This window comes from Rhizobium sp. LjRoot30, from assembly GCF_964253915.1.
Taxonomy (GTDB): Bacteria; Pseudomonadota; Alphaproteobacteria; order Rhizobiales; family Rhizobiaceae; genus Metarhizobium.
This window is the reverse complement of the sequence record NZ_CAXUSG020000001.1, coordinates 684,563-709,095: the sequence shown is the minus strand read 5'-3', so window position 1 is coordinate 709,095 and position 24,533 is coordinate 684,563. Positions and strand designations below refer to the sequence as shown.

The 24,533-nt window shown below is 62.1% G+C and carries 23 protein-coding genes; 8 read left to right on the top strand and 15 right to left on the bottom strand.

The annotated features are described in order from the left end of the window. Positions 1-51: 51 nt before the first annotated feature. The 4 genes from cysP (at position 52) to ACSQ3I_RS03495 (ending at position 4,015) form a co-directional block, all read left to right on the top strand. Entirely contained in the window at positions 52-1,035 is a 984-nt protein-coding gene (gene cysP / locus ACSQ3I_RS03510; RefSeq protein ID WP_435996082.1) for a thiosulfate ABC transporter substrate-binding protein CysP, read from the top strand. Positions 1,036-1,272: 237 nt separating this feature from the next. Beyond that, positions 1,273-2,094 carry a sulfate ABC transporter permease subunit CysT gene (cysT, locus tag ACSQ3I_RS03505; protein WP_435996080.1) on the top strand — a complete coding sequence of 274 codons (822 nt, stop codon included), beginning with the start codon at positions 1,273-1,275 and terminating at the stop codon, positions 2,092-2,094. 2 nt (positions 2,095-2,096) lie between these two features. Then, a complete protein-coding gene (gene cysW / locus ACSQ3I_RS03500) occupies positions 2,097-2,993 on the top strand; it encodes a sulfate ABC transporter permease subunit CysW (RefSeq protein WP_435996078.1) in 897 nt (298 codons plus the stop codon). Further along, on the top strand, positions 2,990-4,015 hold the full coding sequence (locus ACSQ3I_RS03495; RefSeq protein ID WP_435996076.1) for a sulfate/molybdate ABC transporter ATP-binding protein: 1,026 nt from the start codon (positions 2,990-2,992) through the stop codon (positions 4,013-4,015). The genes cysW and ACSQ3I_RS03495 overlap by 4 nt, the downstream gene beginning before the upstream one ends. 117 nt (positions 4,016-4,132) lie before the next feature. On the opposite strand, the gene ACSQ3I_RS03490 is transcribed toward ACSQ3I_RS03495, so the two are convergent. Further along, positions 4,133-5,359 (bottom strand): MFS transporter, encoded by a 1,227-nt coding sequence (locus tag ACSQ3I_RS03490; protein ID WP_435996074.1) that lies wholly within the window; start codon positions 5,357-5,359, stop codon positions 4,133-4,135. Between the two features lie 118 nt (positions 5,360-5,477). On the opposite strand from ACSQ3I_RS03490, the gene ACSQ3I_RS03485 reads away from it, so the two are divergent. Further along, positions 5,478-6,077: a TetR/AcrR family transcriptional regulator gene (locus ACSQ3I_RS03485; RefSeq protein ID WP_435996073.1), complete on the top strand. Its 600-nt coding sequence runs from the start codon at positions 5,478-5,480 to the stop codon at positions 6,075-6,077. A 90-nt stretch (positions 6,078-6,167) separates the two neighbouring features. Here ACSQ3I_RS03485 and ACSQ3I_RS03480 read toward each other — a convergent pair whose 3' ends face one another. The 6 genes from ACSQ3I_RS03480 to ACSQ3I_RS03455 form a co-directional block, all read right to left on the bottom strand. Continuing rightward, a complete protein-coding gene (locus ACSQ3I_RS03480) occupies positions 6,168-7,772 on the bottom strand; it encodes a 5-guanidino-2-oxopentanoate decarboxylase (RefSeq protein WP_435996279.1) in 1,605 nt (534 codons plus the stop codon). Positions 7,773-7,860: 88 nt separating this feature from the next. Then, positions 7,861-8,664, bottom strand: coding sequence for an ABC transporter permease (locus ACSQ3I_RS03475; protein WP_435996071.1), 804 nt, complete (start codon positions 8,662-8,664; stop codon positions 7,861-7,863). A 6-nt stretch (positions 8,665-8,670) separates the two neighbouring features. After that, positions 8,671-9,495, bottom strand: coding sequence for an ABC transporter permease (locus tag ACSQ3I_RS03470; RefSeq protein ID WP_435996070.1), 825 nt, complete (start codon positions 9,493-9,495; stop codon positions 8,671-8,673). Positions 9,496-9,802: 307 nt separating this feature from the next. Continuing rightward, positions 9,803-10,870, bottom strand: a complete 1,068-nt coding sequence (locus ACSQ3I_RS03465) for an ABC transporter substrate-binding protein (RefSeq protein ID WP_435996069.1) — start codon at positions 10,868-10,870, stop codon at positions 9,803-9,805. An 83-nt stretch (positions 10,871-10,953) separates the two neighbouring features. Continuing rightward, complete coding sequence (locus tag ACSQ3I_RS03460) at positions 10,954-12,033, bottom strand: ABC transporter ATP-binding protein (RefSeq protein WP_435996067.1); 1,080 nt, start codon at positions 12,031-12,033, stop codon at positions 10,954-10,956. Between the two features lie 130 nt (positions 12,034-12,163). Then, positions 12,164-13,060: a LysR substrate-binding domain-containing protein gene (locus tag ACSQ3I_RS03455; RefSeq protein ID WP_435996065.1), complete on the bottom strand. Its 897-nt coding sequence runs from the start codon at positions 13,058-13,060 to the stop codon at positions 12,164-12,166. Between the two features lie 139 nt (positions 13,061-13,199). On the opposite strand from ACSQ3I_RS03455, the gene ACSQ3I_RS03450 reads away from it, so the two are divergent. The 3 genes from ACSQ3I_RS03450 (at position 13,200) to ACSQ3I_RS03440 (ending at position 16,577) form a co-directional block, all read left to right on the top strand. Then, the gene (locus tag ACSQ3I_RS03450) at positions 13,200-14,780 is read left to right on the top strand and encodes an amidohydrolase (protein ID WP_435996063.1); all 1,581 of its coding nucleotides are present in this window, start codon (positions 13,200-13,202) and stop codon (positions 14,778-14,780) included. Between the two features lie 28 nt (positions 14,781-14,808). Further along, positions 14,809-15,732 (top strand): dimethylarginine dimethylaminohydrolase family protein, encoded by a 924-nt coding sequence (locus ACSQ3I_RS03445; RefSeq protein WP_435996061.1) that lies wholly within the window; start codon positions 14,809-14,811, stop codon positions 15,730-15,732. A 191-nt stretch (positions 15,733-15,923) separates the two neighbouring features. After that, positions 15,924-16,577 (top strand): hypothetical protein, encoded by a 654-nt coding sequence (locus tag ACSQ3I_RS03440; RefSeq protein WP_435996059.1) that lies wholly within the window; start codon positions 15,924-15,926, stop codon positions 16,575-16,577. On the opposite strand, the gene ACSQ3I_RS03435 is transcribed toward ACSQ3I_RS03440, so the two are convergent. The 8 genes from ACSQ3I_RS03435 to rirA all read right to left on the bottom strand — a co-directional run bounded on the left by ACSQ3I_RS03435 (position 16,560) and on the right by rirA (position 24,521). Beyond that, the gene (locus ACSQ3I_RS03435) at positions 16,560-17,099 is read right to left on the bottom strand and encodes a gluconokinase (RefSeq protein WP_435996057.1); all 540 of its coding nucleotides are present in this window, start codon (positions 17,097-17,099) and stop codon (positions 16,560-16,562) included. The two genes, ACSQ3I_RS03440 and ACSQ3I_RS03435, sit on opposite strands and share 18 nt — an antisense overlap. Positions 17,100-17,177: 78 nt before the next feature. Beyond that, entirely contained in the window at positions 17,178-18,209 is a 1,032-nt protein-coding gene (locus ACSQ3I_RS03430; protein WP_435996055.1) for an AbrB family transcriptional regulator, read from the bottom strand. Positions 18,210-18,440: 231 nt separating this feature from the next. Then, positions 18,441-19,268, bottom strand: a complete 828-nt coding sequence (locus tag ACSQ3I_RS03425; RefSeq protein WP_435996053.1) for a dipeptide ABC transporter ATP-binding protein — start codon at positions 19,266-19,268, stop codon at positions 18,441-18,443. Next, positions 19,265-20,119, bottom strand: coding sequence for an ABC transporter ATP-binding protein (locus tag ACSQ3I_RS03420; protein WP_435996051.1), 855 nt, complete (start codon positions 20,117-20,119; stop codon positions 19,265-19,267). Before ACSQ3I_RS03420 ends, ACSQ3I_RS03425 begins: the two co-directional genes overlap by 4 nt. Next, positions 20,119-21,009, bottom strand: a complete 891-nt coding sequence (locus ACSQ3I_RS03415) for an ABC transporter permease subunit (RefSeq protein WP_435996049.1) — start codon at positions 21,007-21,009, stop codon at positions 20,119-20,121. Before ACSQ3I_RS03415 ends, ACSQ3I_RS03420 begins: the two co-directional genes overlap by 1 nt. A gap of 9 nt (positions 21,010-21,018) precedes the next feature. Continuing rightward, on the bottom strand, positions 21,019-22,023 hold the full coding sequence (locus ACSQ3I_RS03410) for an ABC transporter permease subunit (RefSeq protein WP_435996047.1): 1,005 nt from the start codon (positions 22,021-22,023) through the stop codon (positions 21,019-21,021). A gap of 86 nt (positions 22,024-22,109) precedes the next feature. Further along, positions 22,110-23,705, bottom strand: a complete 1,596-nt coding sequence (locus tag ACSQ3I_RS03405; protein ID WP_435996045.1) for an ABC transporter substrate-binding protein — start codon at positions 23,703-23,705, stop codon at positions 22,110-22,112. Between the two features lie 339 nt (positions 23,706-24,044). Continuing rightward, entirely contained in the window at positions 24,045-24,521 is a 477-nt protein-coding gene (rirA, locus tag ACSQ3I_RS03400) for an iron-responsive transcriptional regulator RirA (protein ID WP_435996043.1), read from the bottom strand. Positions 24,522-24,533: the final 12 nt, after the last annotated feature.

The following is a 24,533-nucleotide window of genomic DNA, read 5'->3' as shown; positions in this document are numbered from 1 at the left end:
GGCTATTTTCCGGAGCATCACAGATTTAGCGAAATTTCCGCGGAGACATCCATGAAACGCCTTCTGCTTATCGGCGCCGCCCTGGCCACCCTTGCCGGCCCGGCCCTTGCCCAGTCGCCGACCACGATCCTCAATGCGTCCTACGACGTCGCCCGCGAAGTTTTCGCCGCCGAAAACGAGGCTTTCGTCAAGCTGCATCCGGGTGTCAAGGTCGATCAGTCGCATGCCGGCACCTCGAAGCAGGCCCGCGCCATCGTCGAAGGCCTGGAAGCCGACGTCGTGACTTTCAACCAGGTGACGGACATCGATTTCCTGGCGAAGAACGGCTTCGTTTCGCCGGACTGGCAGAAGAATTTCCCGAACAATGCCTCGCCTTTCTATTCCTTTCCGTCCTTCCTGGTGCGCGCCGGCAATCCGAAGAACATCAAGGACTGGGGCGATCTTGCCCGTGACGACGTAAAGATCGTCTTCCCGAACCCGAAGACCTCGGGCAATGCCCGCTACACCTATCTGGCGGCCACCGCCTACGCCAAGGAAGCGTTCAACAACGACGAAGCCAAGGTCGAGGAATTCGTCAAGAAGATCTTCGACAACGTTCCGGTGTTCGACACCGGCGGCCGTGCGGCGACGACGACCTTCGTCGAGCGCGAAATCGGTGACGTGATCATCACCTTCGAAGCCGAGACTCGCTCGATCGCCAAGGAATACGGTACCGACAAGTTCGAAAGTGTCGTGCCTTCGGTGAGCCTGCTGGCGGAGTTTCCGGTCGCCGTCGTCGACAAGGTGGCCGACAAGCGCGGTTCGCGCGATCTGGCCAAGAGCTACCTCGACTTCCTCTACACCGAGGAAGGCCAGCGCATCGCCGCCGAATTCGGCCACCGCGTCCATGATGAAAAGGTGGTTGCCGAGTTCAAGGACAAGTTCCCGGAAATCCGCCTCGTGAAGGTCGACGACGTGTTCGGCGGCTGGAAGAAGATCCAGGAGGAACACTTCGCCTCCGGCGGCATCCTCGACAAGCTCTACGGCGAACGTTGAACCGTAAAGCCGATTGACACAACCGGACCCCGGCAGGCAAAAGCCCGCCGGGGTTCTTCAGGTGATTGCCATGCCGCGCCCCTCCGTCCGTCATGGTCGGGCTTGCCTCGCTAGTCATCGCCGAAGCCTCTGCTGGATCCTCGCCTCAAAGACGAGGATGACCAGGGAGGGACAACAACCCACCCCGCCGCGGCGCACGTCCGGCGGGCGTTTCGATTTCAGGTGAAGGGAAACCCGTTGAAACGTAATGTCCTGCCAGGATTGCATCTGTCGCTCGGCGTCACGCTGTTTTATGTCGGCCTGATCGTCGTGCTGCCGCTGGCGGCCCTCGTCTTCAAGGCGGCAAGCCTCGGTCCGCAGGATTACTGGGCAATCATTTCGTCGCCGCGCGCCGTGGCAAGCTATCGCGTCACCGCGCTTTGTGCGCTGGCCGCCACCGTCTTCAACCTGTTCTTCGGCCTGGCACTCGCCTGGGTTCTGACACGCTATCGCTTTCCGGGCTGGCGCCTCGTGGATGCCATTGTCGACCTGCCCTTCGCCTTGCCGACGGCGGTGGCCGGCATCGCCCTCACCGCGCTTTTTGCCAATAACGGCTGGTTCGGCTCGCTGCTATCGCCGCTCGGCATCAAGGTCGCCTATACACCGATCGGCATCATGATCGCCATGTGCTTCACCAGTCTGCCCTTCATCGTCCGCACCGTGCAGCCGGTGCTGGAGGATCTCGATCCGGCGCTGGAAGAGGCGGCGCAATCGCTCGGCGGCAGCGACTGGACGATCTTCCGCAAGGTCATCCTGCCGCTCCTGACCCCTGCCCTGCTCGCCGGCCTGTCTCTCTCCTTTGCCCGCTCGCTTGGCGAGTTCGGCGCCATCATCTTCATCGCCGGCAACAAGCCGATGGAAACGGAAATCACCGCGCTGCTCGTCTTCATCCGGCTGGAGGAATACGACTACCAGGCGGCCGCGGCGATCGCCTCCGTTCTGTTGATCACCGCCTTCGTGATGCTGGCGCTCACCAACCTGCTGCAGGCGCGTGCCCTGCGCTACACGATCCGGAACTGACCATGCAGCAGGCCAAATCGAAAAAACCGCCCCGCGTCGGTGATACCCCGGCGGTTCGCCGCACGCTGATAACAGTCGTGCTGCTGCTCGGTGCGTTGCTGGTGCTGGCACCGCTGATCGTCATCGGCGCGCAGGCGTTTTCGGAGGGAGTTTCCGTCTTCGCGGCGGCAATTTCCCATCCCGATACGCTGCATGCCATCCTGCTGACGGTGGTCACCGCCCTGATTGCCGTGCCGCTCAACACCGCTTTCGGCGTCGCCGCCGCCTGGTCGATCACCAAGTTCGATTTTCCCGGCCGGCGTTTCCTGCTCGTCGTCATCGAGATCCCCTTCTCGATCTCGCCGATCGTCGCCGGTGTCGCCTATCTCTTCGTCTACGGCCTGCAGGGCCTGTTCGGTCCGCTGCTGGATGCCTACGAGGTCAAGATCCTGTTTGCGCTGCCCGGCATCGTGCTTGCCTCCATGTTCGTCACCGCGCCCTTCGTCGCCCGCGAGCTCATTCCGCTGATGCAGGCGCAGGGCCGCGACCTGGAAGAGGCCGCCACCTCGCTCGGCGCCTCCGGCTGGCGGACCTTCTTTTCGGTGACGCTGCCCAATATCCGTTGGGCGATGCTCTACGGCGTCATCCTGTGCAATGCGCGGGTGATGGGCGAATTCGGCGCCGTCTCGGTCGTGTCCGGCAACATCCGCGGCCAGACAAATACGCTGCCGCTGCATATCGAACTGCTCTACCACGATTACCAGACGACCGGCGCCTTTGCCGCCGCCTCGATCCTGACGCTGATCGCCATCGTCACCATCGTCGCCAAGGTGGCGCTGGAGCGTCGCGGCGCCGGCCGCCGCTCCAGCCGTCCGGCACTTGCCGCCCCCGTTTCCAAAGTTGCAGAGAAGACATCATGAAGATCCGCCTCGACAAAGTCGTCAAGACCTTCGACACGTTCCGCGCCGTACGCGACGTTTCGCTCGACATCGAAAGCGGCGAGCTGGTGGCGCTGCTCGGCCCCTCCGGTTCCGGCAAGACGACGATCCTGCGCATGGTGGCCGGCCTCGAATATTCCGATGGCGGCAACATCTATTTCGGCGAGAAGAATGCCACGAACATCCCGGTGCGCGACCGCGGCGTCGGTTTCGTCTTCCAGCACTATGCCCTCTTCCCGCATATGACGATCGGCGAGAACATCGCCTTCGGCATGAAGGTTTCGAAGGTCAGGCGTTCGCCCGATGCGATCACCAAGCGGGTTCGCGAGCTGCTGCGGCTGGTCAAGCTCGAAGGCCTCCAGGACCGTTTTCCGGCACAGATCTCCGGCGGCCAACGGCAGCGCGTGGCGTTGGCGCGGGCGCTGGCCGTCGATCCCAAGGTGCTGCTGCTCGACGAACCCTTTGGCGCGCTCGACGCCAATGTCCGCCGCGACCTGCGCCGCTGGCTGCGCGAGATCCACGCCGAACTCGGCATCACCACTCTGTTCGTTACCCACGACCAGGAAGAAGCGCTCGATCTCGCCGACCGCGTCGTCATCCTCAACGAAGGCAAGATCGTGCAGCAGGGCACGCCGAACGAGGTTTGCCGCGCGCCGAACTCGGCTTTCGTCATGCGTTTCCTCGGCGATACCAACACACTTTCCACCACCGTAAGAGCCGGAAAAGCCGCCCTGCCGTCCGGCGAAATCGACGCACCCGGCTGCCCGGACGGACCGGCCGATGTTTATGTGCGGCCGACCGACCTCGACTGGGCACTGGACGGCGCCGGCATTCCCGCCACCATTTCGCAGGTGCTCGACCGCCCCGGCAGCCGCCGCGTCATTGCCTCCACCGAAACGGGCGAAGCGCTGGAATTCGACGTCGCGCCGGAAAATGAGGTCAAGGCCGGCGACCATGGCGTGATCCGGCTTCGTCGGGCAAGGGTTTTTCCCCAGCAGGGTTGAGGCGACAAGGCGGCTTCCCATGCAGCCGCCTGCCCCTCGCACGTCAAAAGCTGCGGTGCCGAAAGGCGCCGCAGCTTGTTTCTGAAAACCCGTTATACCGGCCGGGTCCCCAAATCGTCATTCAGCCGCCTGCGCGACCGCCACGGCGCCGGAGCGATCCTTCTCGCCGGACAGACTGCGCTGGCCGAGGCCGACGGTCAGCACGGTGAGGATCCCGGCGGCAACTGACACCCAGAAGCCGGACGGCGCGCCAAAAGTATCGACCACCCAACCGGCAAGGAAGGCGCCCAGCGCCATGCCGATGCCGATCCCTGTCATCACCCAGGTGACGCCTTCCGTGAGCATGGCTTCCGGAACCCGGCGCTCCACCAGTCCGAAGGCGGTGATGAAGGTTGGCGAGATGGCGATGCCGCTGATGAAGACGGCGATGGCCAGAGCCGTGACGCTTGATGCGGCAAACAGCAGCGGCACGGCAGTGACGGCGAGGACGGCGACCGCCAGCAGCAACTGCCGATGCAGCGGCAGCGATGGATTGAGCGCGCCGAGGACAAGGCCGACAATGAAGGATCCCAGCGCATAGACGCCGATGACGAGGCTTGCCGCATCCGGCTGGCCGAGTTCCTTGGTGAGGGCGACGACGCTGACTTCTGCCGTTGCAAACATCGAACCGACGAAGATCAAGGCGAGCGTGATGATCTGCACCGGCCGTTGACGGATCGCCGAACCACGCGGACCATCGTTTTGAAACGGCCTGACCTTCGGCTCGGTCGAGCGCTGCAGGATGAAGACCGTGGTGCCGAGCGCAAGAAACGCCGTGCTGATCAGCATGCCTGCTTCGGGAAACAGGGAGACAGCAAGCCCCACCGACAGCGAGGCGCCGGCAATGTAGACCAGTTCGTCGGCAGCGGATTCAAAGGCGAAAGCCGTGTTCAGCTCCGGTCGGTCGCGGAAAATTTCCGTCCAGCGTGCCCGCAGCATCGCCGGGATGCTCGGCATCGAGGCGGCGAGCAGGGCGGAGAGAAAGAGCGTCCATTCCGGCCAATTCCGGTTGGCACCGGCAATCAGCGCCAGAAAGGCGACAACGGAAACGATCGTCGTCGGAACGATCACCGCCGTCTGGCCAAGGCGATCGACGAAACGCGAGATCTGCGGGGAAATCAAAGCGTTGGCCAGGGCATAGGTCGCCGAGACGGCGCCGGCAAGCCAGTATTCGCCATGGGTCTGCGACAGCATGGCAACGATGCCGATGGGCGCCATCGCAATCGGCAGGCGGGCGAAGAAGCCGGCGAGCGAGAACGCCTTTGCTCCCGGTATCAGGAAGATTTCTCTGTAAGGATTGGTCATGGGGTCATCCTTTGACGAAACAGATGCGCAGCCTACATACGAAGCGTATGTGAATAGCTAGTTGCATACGTCTCGTATGTCAAATAAAATACGCTGCGTATGTGAATGAGGAAAATTCATGAGCAAACCACGCCAGGAGATGATTGCCGAAACACGTGCCAAGCTGCTTGCTGCCGCGCGCAGGGCGTTCGGGACTGTGGGTTATGCCCAGGCATCGATGGACGATTTTACCGCGGAGGCCGGGCTGACGCGCGGCGCTCTCTATCACCATTTCGGCGACAAGAAGGGTCTGCTGCAGGCAGTGGTGACGGAGATCGATGCGGAAATGTCGGCGCGGCTCTGCAAGATTTCCGCCGATGCGCCGACGCGTTGGCAGGGGTTCGTCGATGAATGCGTTGCCTATATCGAGATGGCGCTCGAGCCGGAAATCCAGCGCATCATGTTTCGCGACGGCGCCGCCGTGCTGGGTGACATCTCGCAATGGCCGACCGCCAGCGGCTGCATTGCCGCGACCAGCCGGAACCTGCAACGCCTCAAGGCCGATGGCGAGATTCCCGCACATCTGGACGAGGAGACGGCCGCCCGCCTGATCAACGGCGCCAGCGGCCAGGCAGCGCTATGGATCGCCAATTCGGAAGATCCGCAAGCGACGTCGAAAAAGGCCGTCGATGGTTTCCGGATCCTGCTCGACGGCTTGCGCGTCAAATCGGCCAACTGAGCTACCCGGTCATGTGTTGCCGAACGAAGAAAGTCGTTGCCGGCGTACAGGAGTAGCGGCTGGCCGACAGGCCAACCGCTGTGTTCTTCCTCAAACGGCCGGCGCCCCTTCTGCGGCTTCGGCGCGCACTTCATCGCCGAAGTGCAGCATTGTCGGGATATCGCGGGCCGCGGCGGCCTTGAGGGCAGCCGGCAGGTCGGCGTAATGCGCGAGTTCCTCGGCATGCCAGCCGTAGGCCTTGCCGATCGCCAGAAGGTCGGGCGTATAGATATCGACGCCGAGCGGCGGGATGTTCTGCGAGACCATGTAGGACTTGATCTCGCCGTAGCCGTTGTTGTTGTGCAACATCAGGATCAGCGGCGTTTTCGCTTCGGTCGCCGAGGCCAGTTCGGCGATGGAGAATTGCAGGCCGCCATCGCCAACCAGCGACACGACTGGCCGGCCGGGTTGGCCGACCTTGGCGCCGATGGCCGCCGGCAGGCCGTAACCCAGCGTGCCGTAACCGGTCGCCGAGTTGAAATAGCTGCCCGGTTGTCCCGAACGGAAGCCGAGGTTGCCGGCATAGACCAGCTGGGTGGAATCGCCGACGATCAGCACGTCCGGCAGCGTATCGCGGATGGTGGCCAGCATGGCAAGGTCGCCACGGATCGCCGGCGTCAGATCGGCGGGGGCCTTGGCGATGGCCGCTGCGGTGCGTGCCGCACCGTCATGCTTGCCACCCGGCAGGGCGGCCCGCAGCGCATCGGCGCAGGCAGCGGCATCACCGACAATGCCGATCTCGGCGGCACGGGTGCGCATGATCTGCTTCGGATCGATATCGACGCGGATCAACGTGCCGGGAATCTGGAAGAAGCCGTCCTCATACATGTCGTAATCGGTCGAACCGAATTCGGTACCGATGGCAAGCACGACGTCGGCCGCCTCGATCACCGCGCGCGACGAAACGCAGCTTGGCGACAAGGGTACGTTGAGCGGATGATCCGGGGGCAGGATGCCGCGTCCGTTGGTGCTGGAGATGACCGGGGCATCGAGCTTTTCCGCCAGCGCCCGCACGCTTTCGGCAGCCTGCGCCGCGCCGCCACCAACGAGGATAACCGGCGTCTTGGCGCCTTCCAGCGCCTTTGCCGCAGCGGCAATCGCCGCGACATCGCCCGTGGGGCGTGAAAGCCGCGTTACCTTTTCCGGGACCGGCAGGTGGCCGGCATCGGCGAGCATGACGTTGATCGGCAGTTCGATATGGACGGGGCGGGGCCGCTCGCTGTCGAACACGGCGAAGGCGCGGGCGAGAACCAGCGCCAGTTCTTCCGGTCGGTTGACGGTGTAGCTGAAGGCGGAAACCTGGCTCATCAGCGCCTGCTGGTTCGGCAATTCGTGCAGCCAGCCGTCGCCGGAACCCATGCGGCCGTGCTGGTTGACGGTCGAAATCACCAGCATCGGGATCGAATCGCCATAGGCCTGGCCCATGGCGGTGGCGATGTTGGTCATGCCGGGGCCGGTGATGATGAAGCAGACGCCCGGCTTGCCGGTGGCGCGGGCATAACCATCGGCCATGAAGCCGGCGCCCTGCTCGTGACGAGGCGTCACATGGCGAACCGTGCTGCCGGCCAGGCCGCGATAAAGCTCCACGGTGTGGACGCCAGGAATACCGAAGACGGTATCCACGCCATAGGCTTCCAGCAATTTTGTCAGATACATGCCAGTGCTGATCACGCTTGTCTCCCTTGCGTGTCGAATTATTATACACTTGTATATTAAGACTGCCGTGGCCGGCGCAAGCGAAATCTCAGACCTTGCGCGACAGCAGTGCTGTAACGACCGTCTTCACCAGGATGACGGTGATGACAATGGCGATGAGCACGACCGAAATCGCTGCGATGGCCGGGTCGATATTGTCCCGCAGGCCCATCCACATCATGCGCGGCAGGGTGATGGCGTTGACCGAGGTGACGAACAGCGTCACGCCGATTTCTTCCCACGACAGCACGAAGGACAAAAACAGCGCCGTGAGGATGCCGAAACGGATGTTCGGCAGGATGACCTTGAAGATGCGGGTGCGGATGCCGGCGCCGAAACCGCGTGCCGCAAGATCGATGCGACGGTCCACCTGTGACAGGGCAACGGTGATCAGCACCACGGCGAAAGGTGCGATCATCACCGCATGGGCGACGGCGACGCCGATCCAGGTGTCGTAGCCGACGAGATCGTTGACCTTCGACAGGCCGATCAGGAAGAAATAGAGGGTGATCGCCGAAACCACCGGCGGTGCCACCATCGGCAACAGCACGAAGCCGAGCAGGATATTGGCGAACCACGGCCGGAACATCCAGATGCCGAGGCTGAACATCAGCGCCAGCACCGTCGAAATCACCGAACTGAGGATGCCGATGCGGATCGAAAGCCAGACGCTCTGCAGCCAGGCAGGATTATCGAGCAGCGCCTGGTAATGGCGCAGTGACCATTCGCCTGACGGCATGGCGAGGAAGCGGGTTGGGGTGAAGGACACCGGCACCACCGCAATCAGCGGCAGCAGCAGGAACAGCGCGATCAGCGTCGCAAGCAGAAGGGCAATGGGCGTGGGTTTCGACATGGCCGGTCACCGCAACATGGATTTGGGACGCGCATAACGCATCATCAGCGCCAGCAGGCCGGCAACGATCAGCATCAGGATGACGCTCATGGCGGCGCCCAGGCCCCAGTCGGGGCTTTGGAACAGCCGGAGATAGATCAGTTCGGCGATCATGACGCTGCGGCCGCCGCCGAGGATGGCCGGCGTGATGAAGAAGCCGAGCGCGAAGACGAAGACGATGATGCCGGCGCCAAGCACGCCCGGCAGCGTCATCGGCACGAAGATCGCCCAGAAGGTGCGCAGCCGTGTGGCACCCATGCCGCGGGCAGCCATCAGCACCCGCTCGTCGAGGCTGCGCATGGCGGACGCAATCGGGAAGACGGCGAAAGGAATGAGGAAATGCGTCATGCCGAGCACGACGCCGAATTCGTTGCGCACCAGCGTCAGAGGTTCGGAAATGATGCCGATCTGCTGCAGCCAGGTGTTGATCAGGCCGCGATTGGTGAGCAGCGCCACCCAGCCGAAGGAGCGGGTCAGGATCGAGATCCAGAAGGGAATGAGAATGCAGATTTCCATGGCCAGCCGCTGCATCGGCGTGCCGCGCACCCAGACATAAGCGATGCAATAGGCGGCAGCGATGGAGAGGATGGTAACGATCAGACAGATGCGGAAGGTCCGGATGAACACCGAGATGATCAACGGGTCGGAGACGGCCTTGACATATTGCCCGACCCCGGGCTCCGGCAGGGTGACGCTCCACTGCATGACGCCGAGGAAGGGCACGAAATAGGCAAGGCACAGGAACAGCACCAGCGGGCCGAACAGCAGGGCCGGTTTCATCCTCTCGCTCATCCTCGATCCCTCCTCGATTCCCTTGCCGGCAAACAGGTTTCGCACGCCTGCCTTGCAGAGAATTTTTGCCAATCGCCTTTGCCTCGGCGTATGGCCCCTTCCCCTAACCCTCTCCCTGCATGCAGGGAGAGGGAACTATGCAGCCATGTGCCGCGGCCTTTTGCATCGCCTCTCTCCGCCTGCCACGAGACGTGACAGATCCGCCGGACGGCGAGAGGCGGCTAAACGGTTCGGCGCAATCTCTTCTCCCCGCGAACGGGGGGAAGAAACCGGCAGGCAGATGAGGGGCAGAAGCGCCCCTCTCCAATCAGGCCGAGATGATCTTAGTGTACTCGTCCAGCGCCGGGCCGTAGTTGGTTTCGTACCAAGCCATGTCGAGCGCGACCTGCTTCGACATGTTGGCCGGGTCGACCGGGTTGAGGCGTGCCTGTTCGGCAGACAAGAGCGCGTCGGCGGCCGGGTTGGCCGGGCCCTGGCCGAGCATTTCGAACATGATGACCTGCTTCTTCGGGTCCTGGGCGCTGGCGATGAACTTCATCGCCGCTTCCTTGCCGCCGGGATTGCCCTTCAGCACCGCCATGGCGCCGGGCGAGATCAGGCCCTGGTCCCAGACGAACTTGATCGAACCGCCGGAATCCTTCTCGATCAGGCTGGCGCGGGTCGACCAGATCAGCGCCATCGAGGCTTCGCCGTTCAACAGCACCGACTGGCTTTCGGAACCGCCACCCCAATAGGAGACGATATTGTCCTTAAAGGCGGCGATCTTCTTGTGGGCGCGCTCGAGATCGAGCGGATAGAGCTTCGAGGGCTCGACGCCATCGGCCAGCAGCGCCGCTTCCCACATGCCGGCGCCCCACTTGTAGAGCGAGCGCTTGCCCGGGAATTTTTCGACGTCGAAGAAGTCCGCCATGCCGGTCGGCACCTTGTCGCCGAACTTCGAGGCGTCATAGGCAATGATGTAGGAGAAGAAGTAGGTCGAAGCGGCATATTCCCAGCCGAAACCTTCGCGCATCTTGGTCTTGTCGACGATGGCGTAGTCGATCGGCTCGATCATGCCTTTCTTGCCGAGCGCCTGGGCGGAGAACGGGTCGGCATCGACGATATCCCAGCTCGGCTTGCCGCTCTCGACCTGCGCGGCAATCGCGCCTTCCGTCGGGCCGGAACCGTCCTGCTTGACGGTGATGCCGGCCTCTTCCTTGAACGGTGCGCCATAGGCCTTGTCGTAGGCCGTGCCGGCATCTCCCCCCCAGTTGACGAACACCAGTTCGCCTTCGGCGGCCATGGCGCGCGAGGCATTGAGCGCGATCGGGCTGGTGGTCAGCATCAGCGCCGCCATCTGCGTAAAGCGACGGCGGGTCAGGTTGAATTGGGTCATGCAAGTTCTCCTCTGGTTATAAGGCGGTCGCTTGCCGCGCCGTCCTTCTGTTTATTCTTTCACGACCGGGACGCACCCGGTGGTCAGTTTCCGACGAAAAAACCCTGGGTGGCTGGCCAGCCGGCCCAGACGGTGCGGCCCGGCTCGAACTCCGCGCTCACCTCCCGCGTCGGCATCTGCAGCACGATCGGCGTGCCGCCCAGCGTCTTAAGGGCAAAGCGCGTTTCCGAACCGAGATAGGTGACCCCCTCGATCTCCGCCTGCAGCATGTTGCCTTCGTCAGGCGCCTTTTGCGTCAGCACCATATGCTCCGGCCGGATGGCGAATTGTTTGGTGACCGTTTCCCCCGGCGCGATCAGCCGGATCTGCCGGCCTTCGAACATCGCCTCACCGCCATTGCCGGTCGCCTGTGCCTCGCTGAGCGGCAGGATGTTCACGTCACCCAAAAACTCCGCCACGAAGCGGTTGGCCGGGCGCTCGTAGACCTGTTTCGGCGTATCGAGCTGCTGCAGGTGACCCTGGTTGAAGATGCCGATCCGGGTGGACAGCGCCAGTGCTTCCGACTGGTCGTGGGTGACGAAAACGAAGGTGGTGCCGAGCTCCTGGTGCAGGCGGCGCACTTCCTCCTGCATCGAGACGCGCAGGTTCTTGTCGAGCGCCGAAAAGGGTTCGTCGAGCAACAGAACGGCCGGCTCGAACACCAGGGCGCGAGCGAGCGCCACACGCTGCTGCTGGCCGCCGGACAGGCCGGAAGGCCGCTTCTTCTCATGGCCGCGCAGGCCGACGCGATCGATCATATCGTCGACGAGGATCTTGATCTCGCCGGGCGCCCGGCCCTGCACCTGCAGCGGAAAGGCGATGTTCTGCTCGACCGTCATGTGCGGGAACAGGGCATACCCCTGAAAGACCATGCCGAAGGCGCGTTTTTCCGCCGGCACGCGGGTGATGTCGATGCCGTCCTTCTTCAGCGTGCCGCTGGTGGCCTCCTCGAAGCCGGCGAGGATCATCAGGAACGTGCTCTTGCCCGAGCCGGACGGCCCGAGCAGCGTCAGGAATTCGCCGGAACCGATGGTCAGCGAGATGTCGCGCAAGGCGTGGAAGTCACCGAAGGTCTTGCCGATTCCCACTGCAGTGAGTTCGGCAGCTCCCTGTCTTTTCCCCATTTCTTATTCCTTCTTTTATTGGAAATGGTATGAGCCTTTTTTCCATCCGACAAACGAATTCTTTTTCCGCGGAAGACAAATTTTATTTGCCGTTCTCCTGCCGAAAGCTTGACCGGATTGCCGCCAAGGCTCAGGCATCTGCATCAATTTCAAGCATCTCCGAGCGCAACCAGTCGCAAAAGGCCACCACGGCCTGGCTATCCGCTTTCGCCTCGGAGGCCACAAGATAATAGGAACGCTGCGACGAGATCCCGACATCGAAGGGGCGCACCAGCTGGCCGCTTTTCATCGCATGCCGACAGGTGAAGCGGTCTCCCATTGCGATGCCCTGCCCCGACAAGGCGGCGGCGAAAACGAGGTTCATGTCGGAAAAGATGATGCCGGACGCGGCATAATCGCTATCGACCCCGGTCAGCGCAAACCAGTTTTGCCAGTCCTCGTGATCGGTCAGATGCAGCAGGCAGGCTTTCTTGAGGTCTTCGGGTTCCCCGAGACCACCGATCTTGTTGAGCAGCGCCGGGCTGCAGAGCGGCGAAAACTCGGTGTCCATCAACCGTTCCACCTGCATGTTCGGCCAGTTGCCGGTGCCGAAAGCGATGAAGATATCGACGTCCGGATTACTGACATCATCGAGCCGCCGCGGCGTCACCACCGAAATGCGGATATCGGGATAGGCCTCGCGAAAGGCGGAAATATAGTTGCAGAGCCAGTTGGAGGCGAAGCCGGGTGTCGAGCTGACAGTAATGGCGCCACTGACGCCACGGCCGGCATAACGGGAAGCGGAACCGGAAATAGCGCTCAAGGCCTGGCGAATGTCTGCAGCATAACCGACGCCCTGCTGCGTCAGCTCGATGCGCGTGCCGATACGGTTCAAGATCTGGAAGCCGAGTTCGCGCTCCAGCAATCGCAGCTGGTGGCTGACGGCGCTGCGGGTGAGATGCAGCTCGTCGGCCGCCTTCCACACCGTGCCGTGGCGGGCGAAACTTTCCAGCGCCCTCAGGGCCTGCATCGACGGGATTCTCTGCATCGCGCCTCCTTCCCTCTTGCAAAAGCTAGTCCGGATTTTGGGCAATGGCGAACGAAATTTGTCGAAGCAGGAAAAACATTTCACTTTTTCGACGCGGCGTTCGGGGTTTTACTGAAAATCAAAATGGGAGAAGATTTTCATGACCGCTTCACCGGCGCAAATCCATGCCTTGAACCACATCCAGGCGATCCGTCCGGAGCTTTCTGCCTGGACGGCAAAAATCTTCGAACTCGGCGAAACGGCATGGCGCGAATACGAATCCTGCGCCTTCTATGTTGATCTGCTGCGCCGCGAAGGTTTTTCCGTCGAGGAAGGCTCGGGCGGCATGCCGACGGCTTTTTGCGCCCACTGGTCGAACGGACCGGGGCCGACCATCGGCATGTACGGTGAATATGACGCCGTACCGGGCAACTGCCAGGCGGCCACGACGGTCCGCCAGCCGCGCGATACGTTGGGCTACGAGGCCGGCGGCCATACGGACCCGCATTCGGCGCTCGGCATGGGTTCGCTCGGCGGATTGCTGGCCACCAAGGCGGCCATGCAGCATTTCGGCATCAAGGGCACGTTGCGTTTCACCGGCGAACCGGCGGAGAAGGTGCGCGGCTCGAAGCCGATCCACGCGGCGAAAGGCTATTACGACGGCCTCGATGCGATGTTTTCCTTCCATCCCTTCTACATGCTGCCGATGTGCAACACGGTGCGCTGGAATACGCATTGCGGTGCCGCCTATTCGATGATCTACCGCTTCATCTGCGACCAGCCGGAACTCTGGGGCCGCAGCGACGACGCACCGATTCCGCAGGCGCATTCCGCCGTTCGCGCGCCGGGCGCCAACGATGCGCTGATGACCATGTACATGGCCTCCAAGGCCCTGCGTGATTCGATGCTGACGCATCAGGGCGGCTGGTCGATCAGCGAGGCGATCCTGACCGCCGGACAGGCGACCGCCGACAACCTGCCGGCAGGACTTGCGGAAATCCAGTACATGATGCGCATGCCGACGCTGGCGATGGCCGAGCAGGTGACCTCCGTGCTCGACCGCAACGCCGCCGCCGCTGCCGCGATGACCGGCTGCCGTTATGAGCGCCACTGGGTCTGCAAGTCGCGGCACGGGCTGGCCAACCACGCCATGGCCGATCTCGTCTGGCAATCGCTGCAGCATGTCGGCGCGCCGCGCTGGGACGAGGCGGCGAAGGACGTCGCCCGCGACATCCAGAAAAACCTCGGCCTCGAACCGATGGCCGACCCCTTCATCGACGAGATGGAAAAGCTGATTTCGCCGCAGGAGGCGGAAGCGATCCTGCGGCGCGACCTGCCGCCGTCGCAGCAGAACTCCACCTCGGACGATTACACCGACATGACCTGGCACGCCCCGACGGCACGCTTCTACATTGCCCGCCCGGCGCTGAAGGCACCCAAGGGCTATGCTTATCCCGGCTGGGTGATGAATGCGCTCGGCGGCATCCCGGCCACCATCGACCCGACGGTGGTGACGGCGGCAAGCGTCATTGCCCATGCAGCGTTGCGTCTTCTGGAAGACGAGACAATGCGGGAGGCGACGAAACGCGAATTCCTGGAGCGCACCGGCGGCGGCGTGGGCGGCACCAAATGGACCCCGCCGCTCTGCGACTACCCGCCGCCGATCGATTTCCGCTGGCCGGAATATGTCACCACCGCCCGTGGCCGCGACTGGTGGATCCCGAACTTCAAGACCGCATGACAACAACAACGACAACGGAGCAAAGATCATGACGCAAAGCCCCTTCAACGAACCCTTTTCCCTGCAGCGCCGCAATCTCCAGGGCGGCACCAAGCCGCTGACCGCCTGGGGCTTCAGCAACGAAACCGACCCGCTGACCGACGTCCTGCTCGGTTCGCCCGCCTATCTCCGGCACCTGGCGACCAGCTCGCTGTCGCGCAAGCACCTGCGGGAAAACCCCTGCAACATCCAGGTGGCGCAGGCACAGCACAAGGAGCTGGTTTCGGCCTACGAACATTTCGGCGTCAAGATCCACTGGCACGAGCCGACGCCGGAACTGCCGATGCAGGTCTATTCGCGCGATTCGAGCGTCATGACGCCCTACGGCGCCATCATCACCGCCATGGCCAACTGGTGGCGGCGCGGCGAAAACTATGCAGCGATCCGCACCTATGAAAAGCTCGGCATCCCGATCTACGACATGGTCACCGCCGGCACCTTCGAAGGCGGCGATTTCAACGTCATCGAGGAAGGCTGCGTGCTGATCGGCTGCGGCGGCGCCCGCACCCAGGAAGAAGGCGCCCGCCAGGTGGAGGAATGGTTCAAGAAGGAAGGCTGGGAAACCCGGCTCGCCTTCATCGACGAATATTACGTCCACATCGACCTGATGGTCGTGCCGATCGCGCCGAAGCTGACGGCCGTTTGCCTCGCCTGCACCGAGCCGGGCATCGTCGACTGGCTGAAGGGCAAGGGCCACGAAATCATCGACGTTCCTTTCCAGGATACGATGGCGCTCGGCTGCAACTTCATGTCTCTCGGCGGCGACCGGGTGATCGCGCCGACGGCCTCGAAAACACTGATCGAGAAGCTGCGCGCCCGCGGTTTCGAAGTCGCAGCCGTCGACATGAGCGAAATCTCCAAGACCGGCGGCGGCATCCACTGCATGGCGCAGGCGCTGAAGCGCGCTGCCTGATGTGACGACGGGTGCGGACACGCCTTGCCAAGCAGGGCCTGTCCGCACCGGCTGTTCCGTAACGATACCGACCTTAACCTTCTGGCACCCAAAGATACCCTCAAGGCTTGCGTAATAGGCCTCATACTGAAACTTTTCGCGCGTAACGACATATCTTTCCGATGTGTCACAGTGCGAAGCAGGAGGGGCGCATGTATCTCGGGGTGATCTCGACAACCGAAAATCCGAGCGGCCTGGCAAATTCCTGGGGTCTCTTCAGCCTGCTGGTCGAATCGCCTGTAGGCGTCGATTGCAGAGATCTGGTTGCCCTGCACAAGCAGGAGCAGACCAATCGATTTCTGCAGATCTGGAACGATACCGCCGTTGTCCTTTTGTCCAAGAGCAAAAGCAACATGATGAAGGCGCTCGCGAAGATGGCGAGATACAGCTTCCAGTGCAAAGACGGTATCCAGAGCCTTGGCTATTTCTGCCATGAATATGACTTCCTCGAACACTCCAACGCCAGCAAGATAAAACTCAAACTGAGCAACCTCGTATCTGGCGACACCAGCGACCTGAAGGCCAGGAAGGAGCTTCGCGCAAAAGGTTTCTGCGTCGTCGTGACGAGTGCAGCCCGGCTGGGTCATGTTACCGGCAGCCACAACGTCCAGGATTCGGACGATCTTTCCTTGCCTGCATTTGCAAGACTGGTCGACATCCTGCATTCCCACAACGTGCAGCTGGACGAGGCGACATCGAGCAATGCCCAAAGCGTCGTCACGGCATCGGCGTCACGACCCTTTGTCTCGGGCAAGAAGACAGATGGCGAGCCAAAGCCGCTGTTTTCCTCAACCCGCCTGGAATAGCGGCTCAAGGCCAGCAAGCACCCGCGCCACGATCTCCTCCACAGAACCGTCGATGCCGACGGTGACAACGCCCGGTTCACCGGTCGGCACTTCCAGCGTCTGCAACTGGCTTTCGAGCAGGGAGGCCGGCATAAAATGGCCGGTTCGGGCGCCCATGCGTTTCGACAGCAGTTCTTTCGATCCATCGAGATAGACGAAAATCAGCTTTCCGCCCGCTGCCGTTCTCAAACGCTCGCGATAGATCCGCTTGAGCGCCGAGCACGAAACCACCAGCCCGCTGCCTGCAGCAAGCGTCCGATGGATCTCGGCGCCGATCGCATCGAGCCAGGGCCAGCGGTCTTCGTCATCGAGTGGGGTGCCACGAGCCATTTTTTCGACATTGGCGGAGGAATGCAGGCTGTCGCCTTCGATGAAACGCACGCCGTAGACCTCAGCCAACCTTTCGCCGACAGACGTCTTGCCACTGCCGCTGACACCCATGACGCAGATGGCCCTGTTGCCGTGGTCAATCGTCACTGTCATTCCATCCTTACCGTGAAGGCCCTTCCCGCTGAAACCCTAACGCCGCAAAACCGGCATTCCAAGTGGTGGACCGTAAGCTTATTCCTTCATCCGGTTGCGGCGGGTGACGAGCGGCATGAAGGCCGAGAGGAACAACAGGCGCAAGACATGATGGCTACCGACATAAGCGGCATCGACATGCATCATGACCGCCATTGCCGCCATGGTTTCCAGTCCGCCGGGAGCGAAGGCGATCAACACCGCATTCAGCGGCACACCCGTGAGCCAGGACACGAACAGTGAAATCGCCCCGGCGGCGACGGTGACGAGCAATGTCACCACCACGCCAGCGAAAAACGCCGTCCGCAGCGCCATGATCGAAATGCCTGAGAAACGCGAGCCGATCATGCAGCCGAGCACGACATAGACCGGCGTGGTGATCCATGCCGGCACGCCGCCATGCACAAAACCGGTGACATGGGTGGAAATCGACACGACAACACCACCAAGCAGCAAGGCAGCCGGAAATTTCAGCTTGAGGAAGACGAAACCGATGGCGGCGGAGGCAACGATCGCGGCTGCCAGCACCGGCAATGCCATGTCGCCGAGTACGACCGGCGGTTCGCTGCTGACCAGGCCGAGGAAATCGACGATGAACGGCACCGTCAGCGTCAGCGCCAGCACCCGCACACTCTGGATGATGCTGACGGTGACGACGTCGCAACGCGAATCGACGCCGAGGCTGATGATGAAGCTGAGATGGCCGGGCGATGCCGCCAACATCGCCGTCTGCCGGTCGTAACCGAATGTCTTCAGCAGCACGAAGTAACCGGCATAGAAGATCAGCATGACCGCCGGGATGAGGAGCAGGAAGCTCGCCGGCCAGGTTTTCGCCGCGTCGATCACCTCCGGCGTCATACTGGTGCCCATGGTGATGCCGACGATGACGAAGCAGATGTTGCGCATCCAGTCCGGCACGGAAAGCTTGAGGCCGGCGAAGCTGGCGATGGTCAAAAGCAGCGCCGGGCCGAGCAGATAGGGGGCAGGAAAAGAAAGGAAAGCCGCAAGGACCGCGCCCACCGCGCCGATCAGCAATGTGATCGCGGCTTCGCGCAAATCTGTTTTGGACATTAGCAGGAAGAACCTTCACACGCTGGCAGGACACGAAGCACCTAGCAGGTGCCTGTGACGGTTTTACTGCAATGCGAAAGCCGGTCAACTCCGCGGACGCCGCAAGACGGCATCCGCGAAATTCAAAAGCGTGTCACGATCTTTCAGATTCGCTCTCACGCTTTCGTTCTTTGTTGCCGCATGTCGCGCAAAACCGCTGCGCACTTTTGCGCGACATGCTTTAAATCGGGTTCAGGCGGCGTTCTTGCGCGCCAGACGGGCCTTGATGCTCTCGACATCGGCACGCGGCGTCGCCGAGAACAGCGACTTGGTGTAGGCGTGTTTCGGATCGCTGAACACCTCTTCGCGCGAACCGTATTCCACCGCCTCGCCATAATACATCACCATCACGTCGTCGGCGATGTAACGCACGACGGAGAGATCGTGGCTGATGAAGACGTAGGTCAGCTGGAACTCGTCCTGCAGGTCGGCCAGCAGGTTGAGCACCTGTGCCTGCACCGAAAGATCGAGCGCCGAGACCGGTTCGTCGAGAACCAGCAGCCGCGGGCTGAGCATCAGGGCGCGGGCGATGGCGACACGCTGGCGCTGGCCGCCGGAGAACATATGCGGGTAACGGCCGAAATGTTTCTCGTCGAGGCCGACCTTCTTCAGCATCGCCATGGCCCGGTCACGCCGCTCGTCGTATTTGATCGAGGTGTTGATGACCAGCGGTTCCATCAGGATGTCACCGATCTTCTTGCGCGGGTTGAGCGTGCCGTAGGGGTTCTGGAACACGATCTGCACCTTGCGGCGCATCTCCGGCGTCAGGCCTTCCTTGGCGATGTCGACCTTCTGGCCGTCGATCAGCATTTCGCCGGCGGTCGGCGCGTCGATCATGGTGATCATGCGGGCGAGCGTCGACTTGCCGCAACCGCTTTCACCAACGATGGCCAGCGTCTTGCCTTGCTCTACCGCCAGGCTGATGCCCTTGACCGCATGGATCGTCCGGCCCTTGCGGAAGATGCCGCCGGCGATGTGATAATCGCGGACGAGATTTCGTGTTTCGAGCACAGGGGTCATCGGACGGCTCCTTCGAAGATCTGTTCGTCGGACAGGAGTTCGGCAATCGTCGGCAGGCGATCGCCGGTGGCATTGTCCGGCAGGGCGGAAAGCAGCGCGCGCGTATAGGCGCTCTTCGGTGCTTCGAACAGGGAGAGCACGTCGGCCTCCTCGATCTTGCGGCCCTTGTACTGGACGATGACGCGGTCGGCGGTTTCGGCGACGACACCCATATTGTGGGTGATGATGATCAGGCCCATGCCGCGTTCGGCCTGCAACCGCATCAGCAAGTCGAGGATCTGCTTCTGGATCGTCACGTCGAGCGCCGTCGTCGGTTCGTCGGCGATCAGCAGTTTCGGATTGCAGGCAAGCGCGATGGCGATCATGACGCGCTGGCACTGGCCGCCCGACATCTGGTGCGGGAAGTGGCCGAGGCGGTCTTCCGGGTTGGGAATGCCGACGGCGGCGAAAAGCTCGATGGCGCGGGCGCGCCGCGCCGCCTTGCCGAGCTTTTCATGCACCTTTAGGACTTCTTCGATCTGGAAACCGACCGTGAAGCAGGGGTTGAGGCTGGCGATCGGCTCCTGGAAGATCATCGCCATGTCCTTGCCGACGATCTTGCGGCGCTCGGCGGGCGACATGCCGAGAAGGTTGCGGCCATCGAACGTCAGCTTGTCGGCGGTGACCTTGGCCGTCCAGGGCAACAGCCCCATGGCCGCCAGCATCGATACCGACTTGCCGGAGCCGGATTCGCCGACGATGGCGAGAACTTCGCCGGCCTTGACCTTGAGCGAGACACCATCCACCGCCCGGAACGGGCCGGAGGCGGTCTGGAACTCGACGACGAGATTTTCAATTTCGAAAAGGGACATCACGACCTCTTCAGCTTGGGATCGAGCGCATCACGCAGTCCATCGCCCATCAGGTTGATGGCAAGCACGGTGACCAGGATGGCGAGACCGGGGAAGGTCACGACCCACCAGGCGCGCTGGATGAATTCACGGGCTTCAGCGAGCATGGTTCCCCACTCCGGTGTCGGCGGCTGGGCGCCCATGCCGAGGAAGCCGAGAGCGGCGGCATCGAGGATCGCCGCCGAGAAGGCGAGCGTCGCCTGGACGATCAGCGGCCCGAGGCAGTTCGGCAGGATGGTCAGGAACATGATGCGCAACGTGCCGGCGCCGGCGACGCGCGAGGCGATCACGTAATCCTTCTCGCGCTCGGCCATCACGGAGGCGCGGGTCAGGCGGACGAAATGCGGCTGGTTGACCAGCGCGATGGCGATCATCGCATTCAACAGTCCCGGCCCGAGCACGGCGACGAGGACGAGCGCCAGCAAGAGCGACGGGAAAGCCAGGATGATATCCATGACGCGCATGATGGCGATATCGACGCGGCCGCGGAAATAGCCGGCGACGAGGCCGATCAGCACGCCCGAGATGACCGACAGCGTCACGACGACGAGGCCGATGAACAGCGAGAACCGCGCGCCATAAATCAGACGCGACAGAATATCGCGGCCGACGGCATCGGTGCCGAGCAGATAGGAGCCGTCGCCACCCACCATCCAGGACGGCGGCAGCAGAAGCTTGTCGCGGACCTGCTCGCTGGGCGCGTGCGGGGCAACGATCGGAGCAAAAACGGCAAGCAGCAGGACGATGACGAAAACGGCAAAGCCGAGGACGGCGCCCTTGTTGCGCGAGAAATAGTACCAGAACTCCGCCAGGGCGGAGGGATGGCCGGTTTTAACGGTGGCCGAACTCATGAGACCCTCCTAGTGGCGAATGCGCGGGTTGATGAAACCATAGGTGACATCGACGGCAAGATTGACGAGCATGATGACGCCGGCGATCATCAGAAGGCCGCCCTGCACCACCGCATAGTCACGCTTGAACACCGCATCGACCATCCACTTGCCGATACCCGGCCAGGAGAAGATCGTCTCCGTCAGGATCGCGCCGGCAAGCAGCACGCCGACCTGCAGGCCGATGGTGGTGATCACCGGGATCAGGGCGTTGCGCAAGGCATGGACGCCGACGACGCGCCAGGGCGACAGGCCTTTGGAGCGGGCGGTGCGGACGTAATCTTCGCCCAGCACTTCCAGCATCGCCGAGCGCGTCTGGCGCGCAATGACGGCAAGCGGAATGGTGGCCAGCACCACCGTCGGCAGGATCAGGTAACTGACCGCCGACTTGAAGGCGCCGGACTGGCCCGACAGCAGGCTGTCGATCAGCATAAAACCCGTCACCGGCGGGAAGAAATACATCAGCGAGATGCGCCCCGACACCGGCGTCCATTGCAGGTAGCCGGAGAAGAAGATCATCAGGAGCAGGCCCCACCAGAAGATCGGCATGGAATAGCCGACCAGCGCGATGCCCATGATCGACTGGTCGAACCACGTCCCTCGCTTGACCGCCGCGATCACGCCCGCGGGAATGCCGAGGCACATGGCGACGATGATGGCGCAGATCGACAGTTCGAGCGTCGCGGGAAACAACGAGAGGAAATCATCGAAGACCGGCCGCTTGCTGACGATCGACGTACCGAGGTCGCCGGTCAGCACATTGCCGAGATAATCGAAGTATTGCACGTACATGGGACGGTCGAGACCGAGATCGTGCATGATTTGGGCGTGCCGCTCTTCCGACATCACCCGCTCGCCGGACATAAGCATGACCGGATCACCGGGCAGGAGGCGGATGAAGGAGAAGGCGATCAGCGACACACCGAGGAAGGTCGGAATCAGGATCGCAAGGCGTCCGAGAAAGAAGCGCAACATGGCTTTGGATACCTAAAATTTCCGGCGGTCAGGGAAACCCGACCGCCGGACAAGCCCGGCAGACCGGGCATTTTCATCTTTTGTTGTTATTCAGCGATATCAGCGCCGTCGAAGCGGTGAATGCCGAGCGGATCCTGCACGAAGCCGGAAACCTTCTTGCTGACCGGCAGGAAGACGAGCGAATGGTCGATCGTGTTCCAGGGAGCCTCACGCTTGAAGATGACCTGGGCGTCCTGGTAGAACTTGGCGCGTTCCGCCTGGTCGGAGGTCTGCTTGGCAGCCTTCACCAGCTTGTTGAACTCCTCGTTGCACCACTGAGCGCGGTTGTTGCCGCCAACGGCTTCGCAGCCGAGCAGCGTGTCGAGGAAGTTGTCCGGATCGCCGTTGTCACCCGTCCAGCCGAGCATGACGGCGCCATCGCGCTTCACGTCGCTGGAAAGCTTGAGGTATTCAGCCCATTCGTGGGTGACGATCTCGACTTCGACGCCGACCTTGGCCAGGTCTGCCTGCATCAGTTCAGCGGCGCGGCGGGCGTTCAGCATGTAGGGACGCGAAACGGGCATCGCCCAGATCTTCATCTTCAGATCCTTGACGCCAGCGGCTTCGAGAGCCTTCTTGGCACCTTCCGGATCGTACTTGTCGTCTTCGATGGCGTCATTATAGGACCACATCGTCGGCGGGATCGGGTTCTTGGCAACCGAAGCGGCGCCCTGGAAGACGGCGTCGATGATCGCCTGCTTGTTGACGGCCATGTTCAGCGCCTTGCGCACTTCCGGCTTGTCGAAGGGGGCCATCTGCGTGTTGTAGGCGAGATAGGCGACATTAAGACCTTCTTCTTCCAGAACCGTCAGGTTCGGATCGGCCTTCAGGTCGGCAACGTCGGCAGCGTTCGGGTACGGCATGACATGGCATTCGCCGGCCTTCAGCTTCTGTGCGCGCACAGCAGCGTCGGTCGTGATGGCGAAGACGAGATCGTCGATCTTTTCCTTGCCCTTGTAGTAGTCCGGGTTCGCCTTGTAGCGGATGACGGCATCCGGCTGGTAGGCAACGAAGGTGAACGGACCGGTGCCGAGCGGCATCTGGTTCAGCTGCGCGACCTTGCCTTCGGCGGTCAGCTTGTCAGCATATTCCTTCGACATGATCGAAGCGAAGTCCATGCCGAGGTTGGCGATGAACGGTGCTTCAGGCTTGTTGAGAACGAACTTGACGGTCAGGTCATCGACCTTCTCGATCGACTTGATCAGGTCCGGGAAGCCCATGCCGGCGGCATATTCCCAGGACGCACCCTCGACATACTTGTGCCAGGGATGGTCGGCCTTGATCTGGCGCTCGAACGAGAAAATCACGTCGTCGGCGTTCAGTTCGCGCGTCGGGGTGAAATATTCGGTCGTCTGGAACTTCACGCCAGCGCGCAGCTTGAAGGTGTATTCAAGACCATCCGGCGAAATCGTCCAGCTTTCGGCGACGCCCGGCTCGATCTCGGTGCTGCCATGCTTGAACTCGACCAGACGGCTGTAGGCGGTGCGCGACGAGGCGTCGAACGTCGTGCCGGCGGTGTAGAGCGACGGGTCGAAGCCTTCCGGCGACCCTTCGGAGCAATACACCAGCGTCTTCGACCATGCCGAGGTCGCCATGACCGAGGCAAGCGCCGTCGCTGCAAGCAGGAGGGAGATCTTTTTCATGATGTCGTTTCCCAGATTGTTTTTGTTGTAAAACTGGATCCCGGAAGCTGTGTCCGGGCCATCGCCAAATGGAACGACATTTGAGGGGCGAAAGCAACAGACCCCGGCGAAATTTTGTCCAAGCGGATAAATTTAGAAATTTTTTGACCCAAAACGCTGTGGAATCGAAATATTCGTAATCCTATTCCAGTCGCGCTCAACCGTGTGAAGCAAAGTTTTCCGCAACCAGTGCGATTGCGACGCGCTGAAAACGCGTATTCCGGCCAGAAACATGTCGCAAATAAAACAGGCGCAGACGGTAAGCCGCCTGCGCCTCGATCGTCTCATATATCAGTTGACTCAGGCTGCCGGGGCAGCGATGGCGCCGTTCTTCTGCATGCGCGCCGGCAGGCCGAGCAGCATGTTGATCTGCGGGCGCGCCTTGACGAGATCGTCGATGGTGTATTCCGCCAGCACCGCGAAGAAGGCGTTCAGGGCCTTGCGCAGCGCCGAGTTGAGGCCGCAGCTGTCGACCAGCGGACATTCCACCGCGCCGTCTTCGAAGCACTCCGCCATGGCGAAGCTGTCCTCGGTCACACGCACGACGTCGAACAGGGTGATCTTGTCGGAGGCGCGACCAAGGCGCACGCCGCCATTACGGCCGCGCACGGTCTCGATCAGGCCGGCCTTGTTCAGCGGCTGCAGGATCTTGAAGAGGAAAAGCTCGGAAACTCCGTAAGCCCTGGCAATCTCGGGAACACGGCTCAGCTGACCTTCGTTGGCCGCGCAATACATCAACATGCGCACGGCATAGTTGGTCTGTTTCGTCAAACGCATGCTGATCTCCCG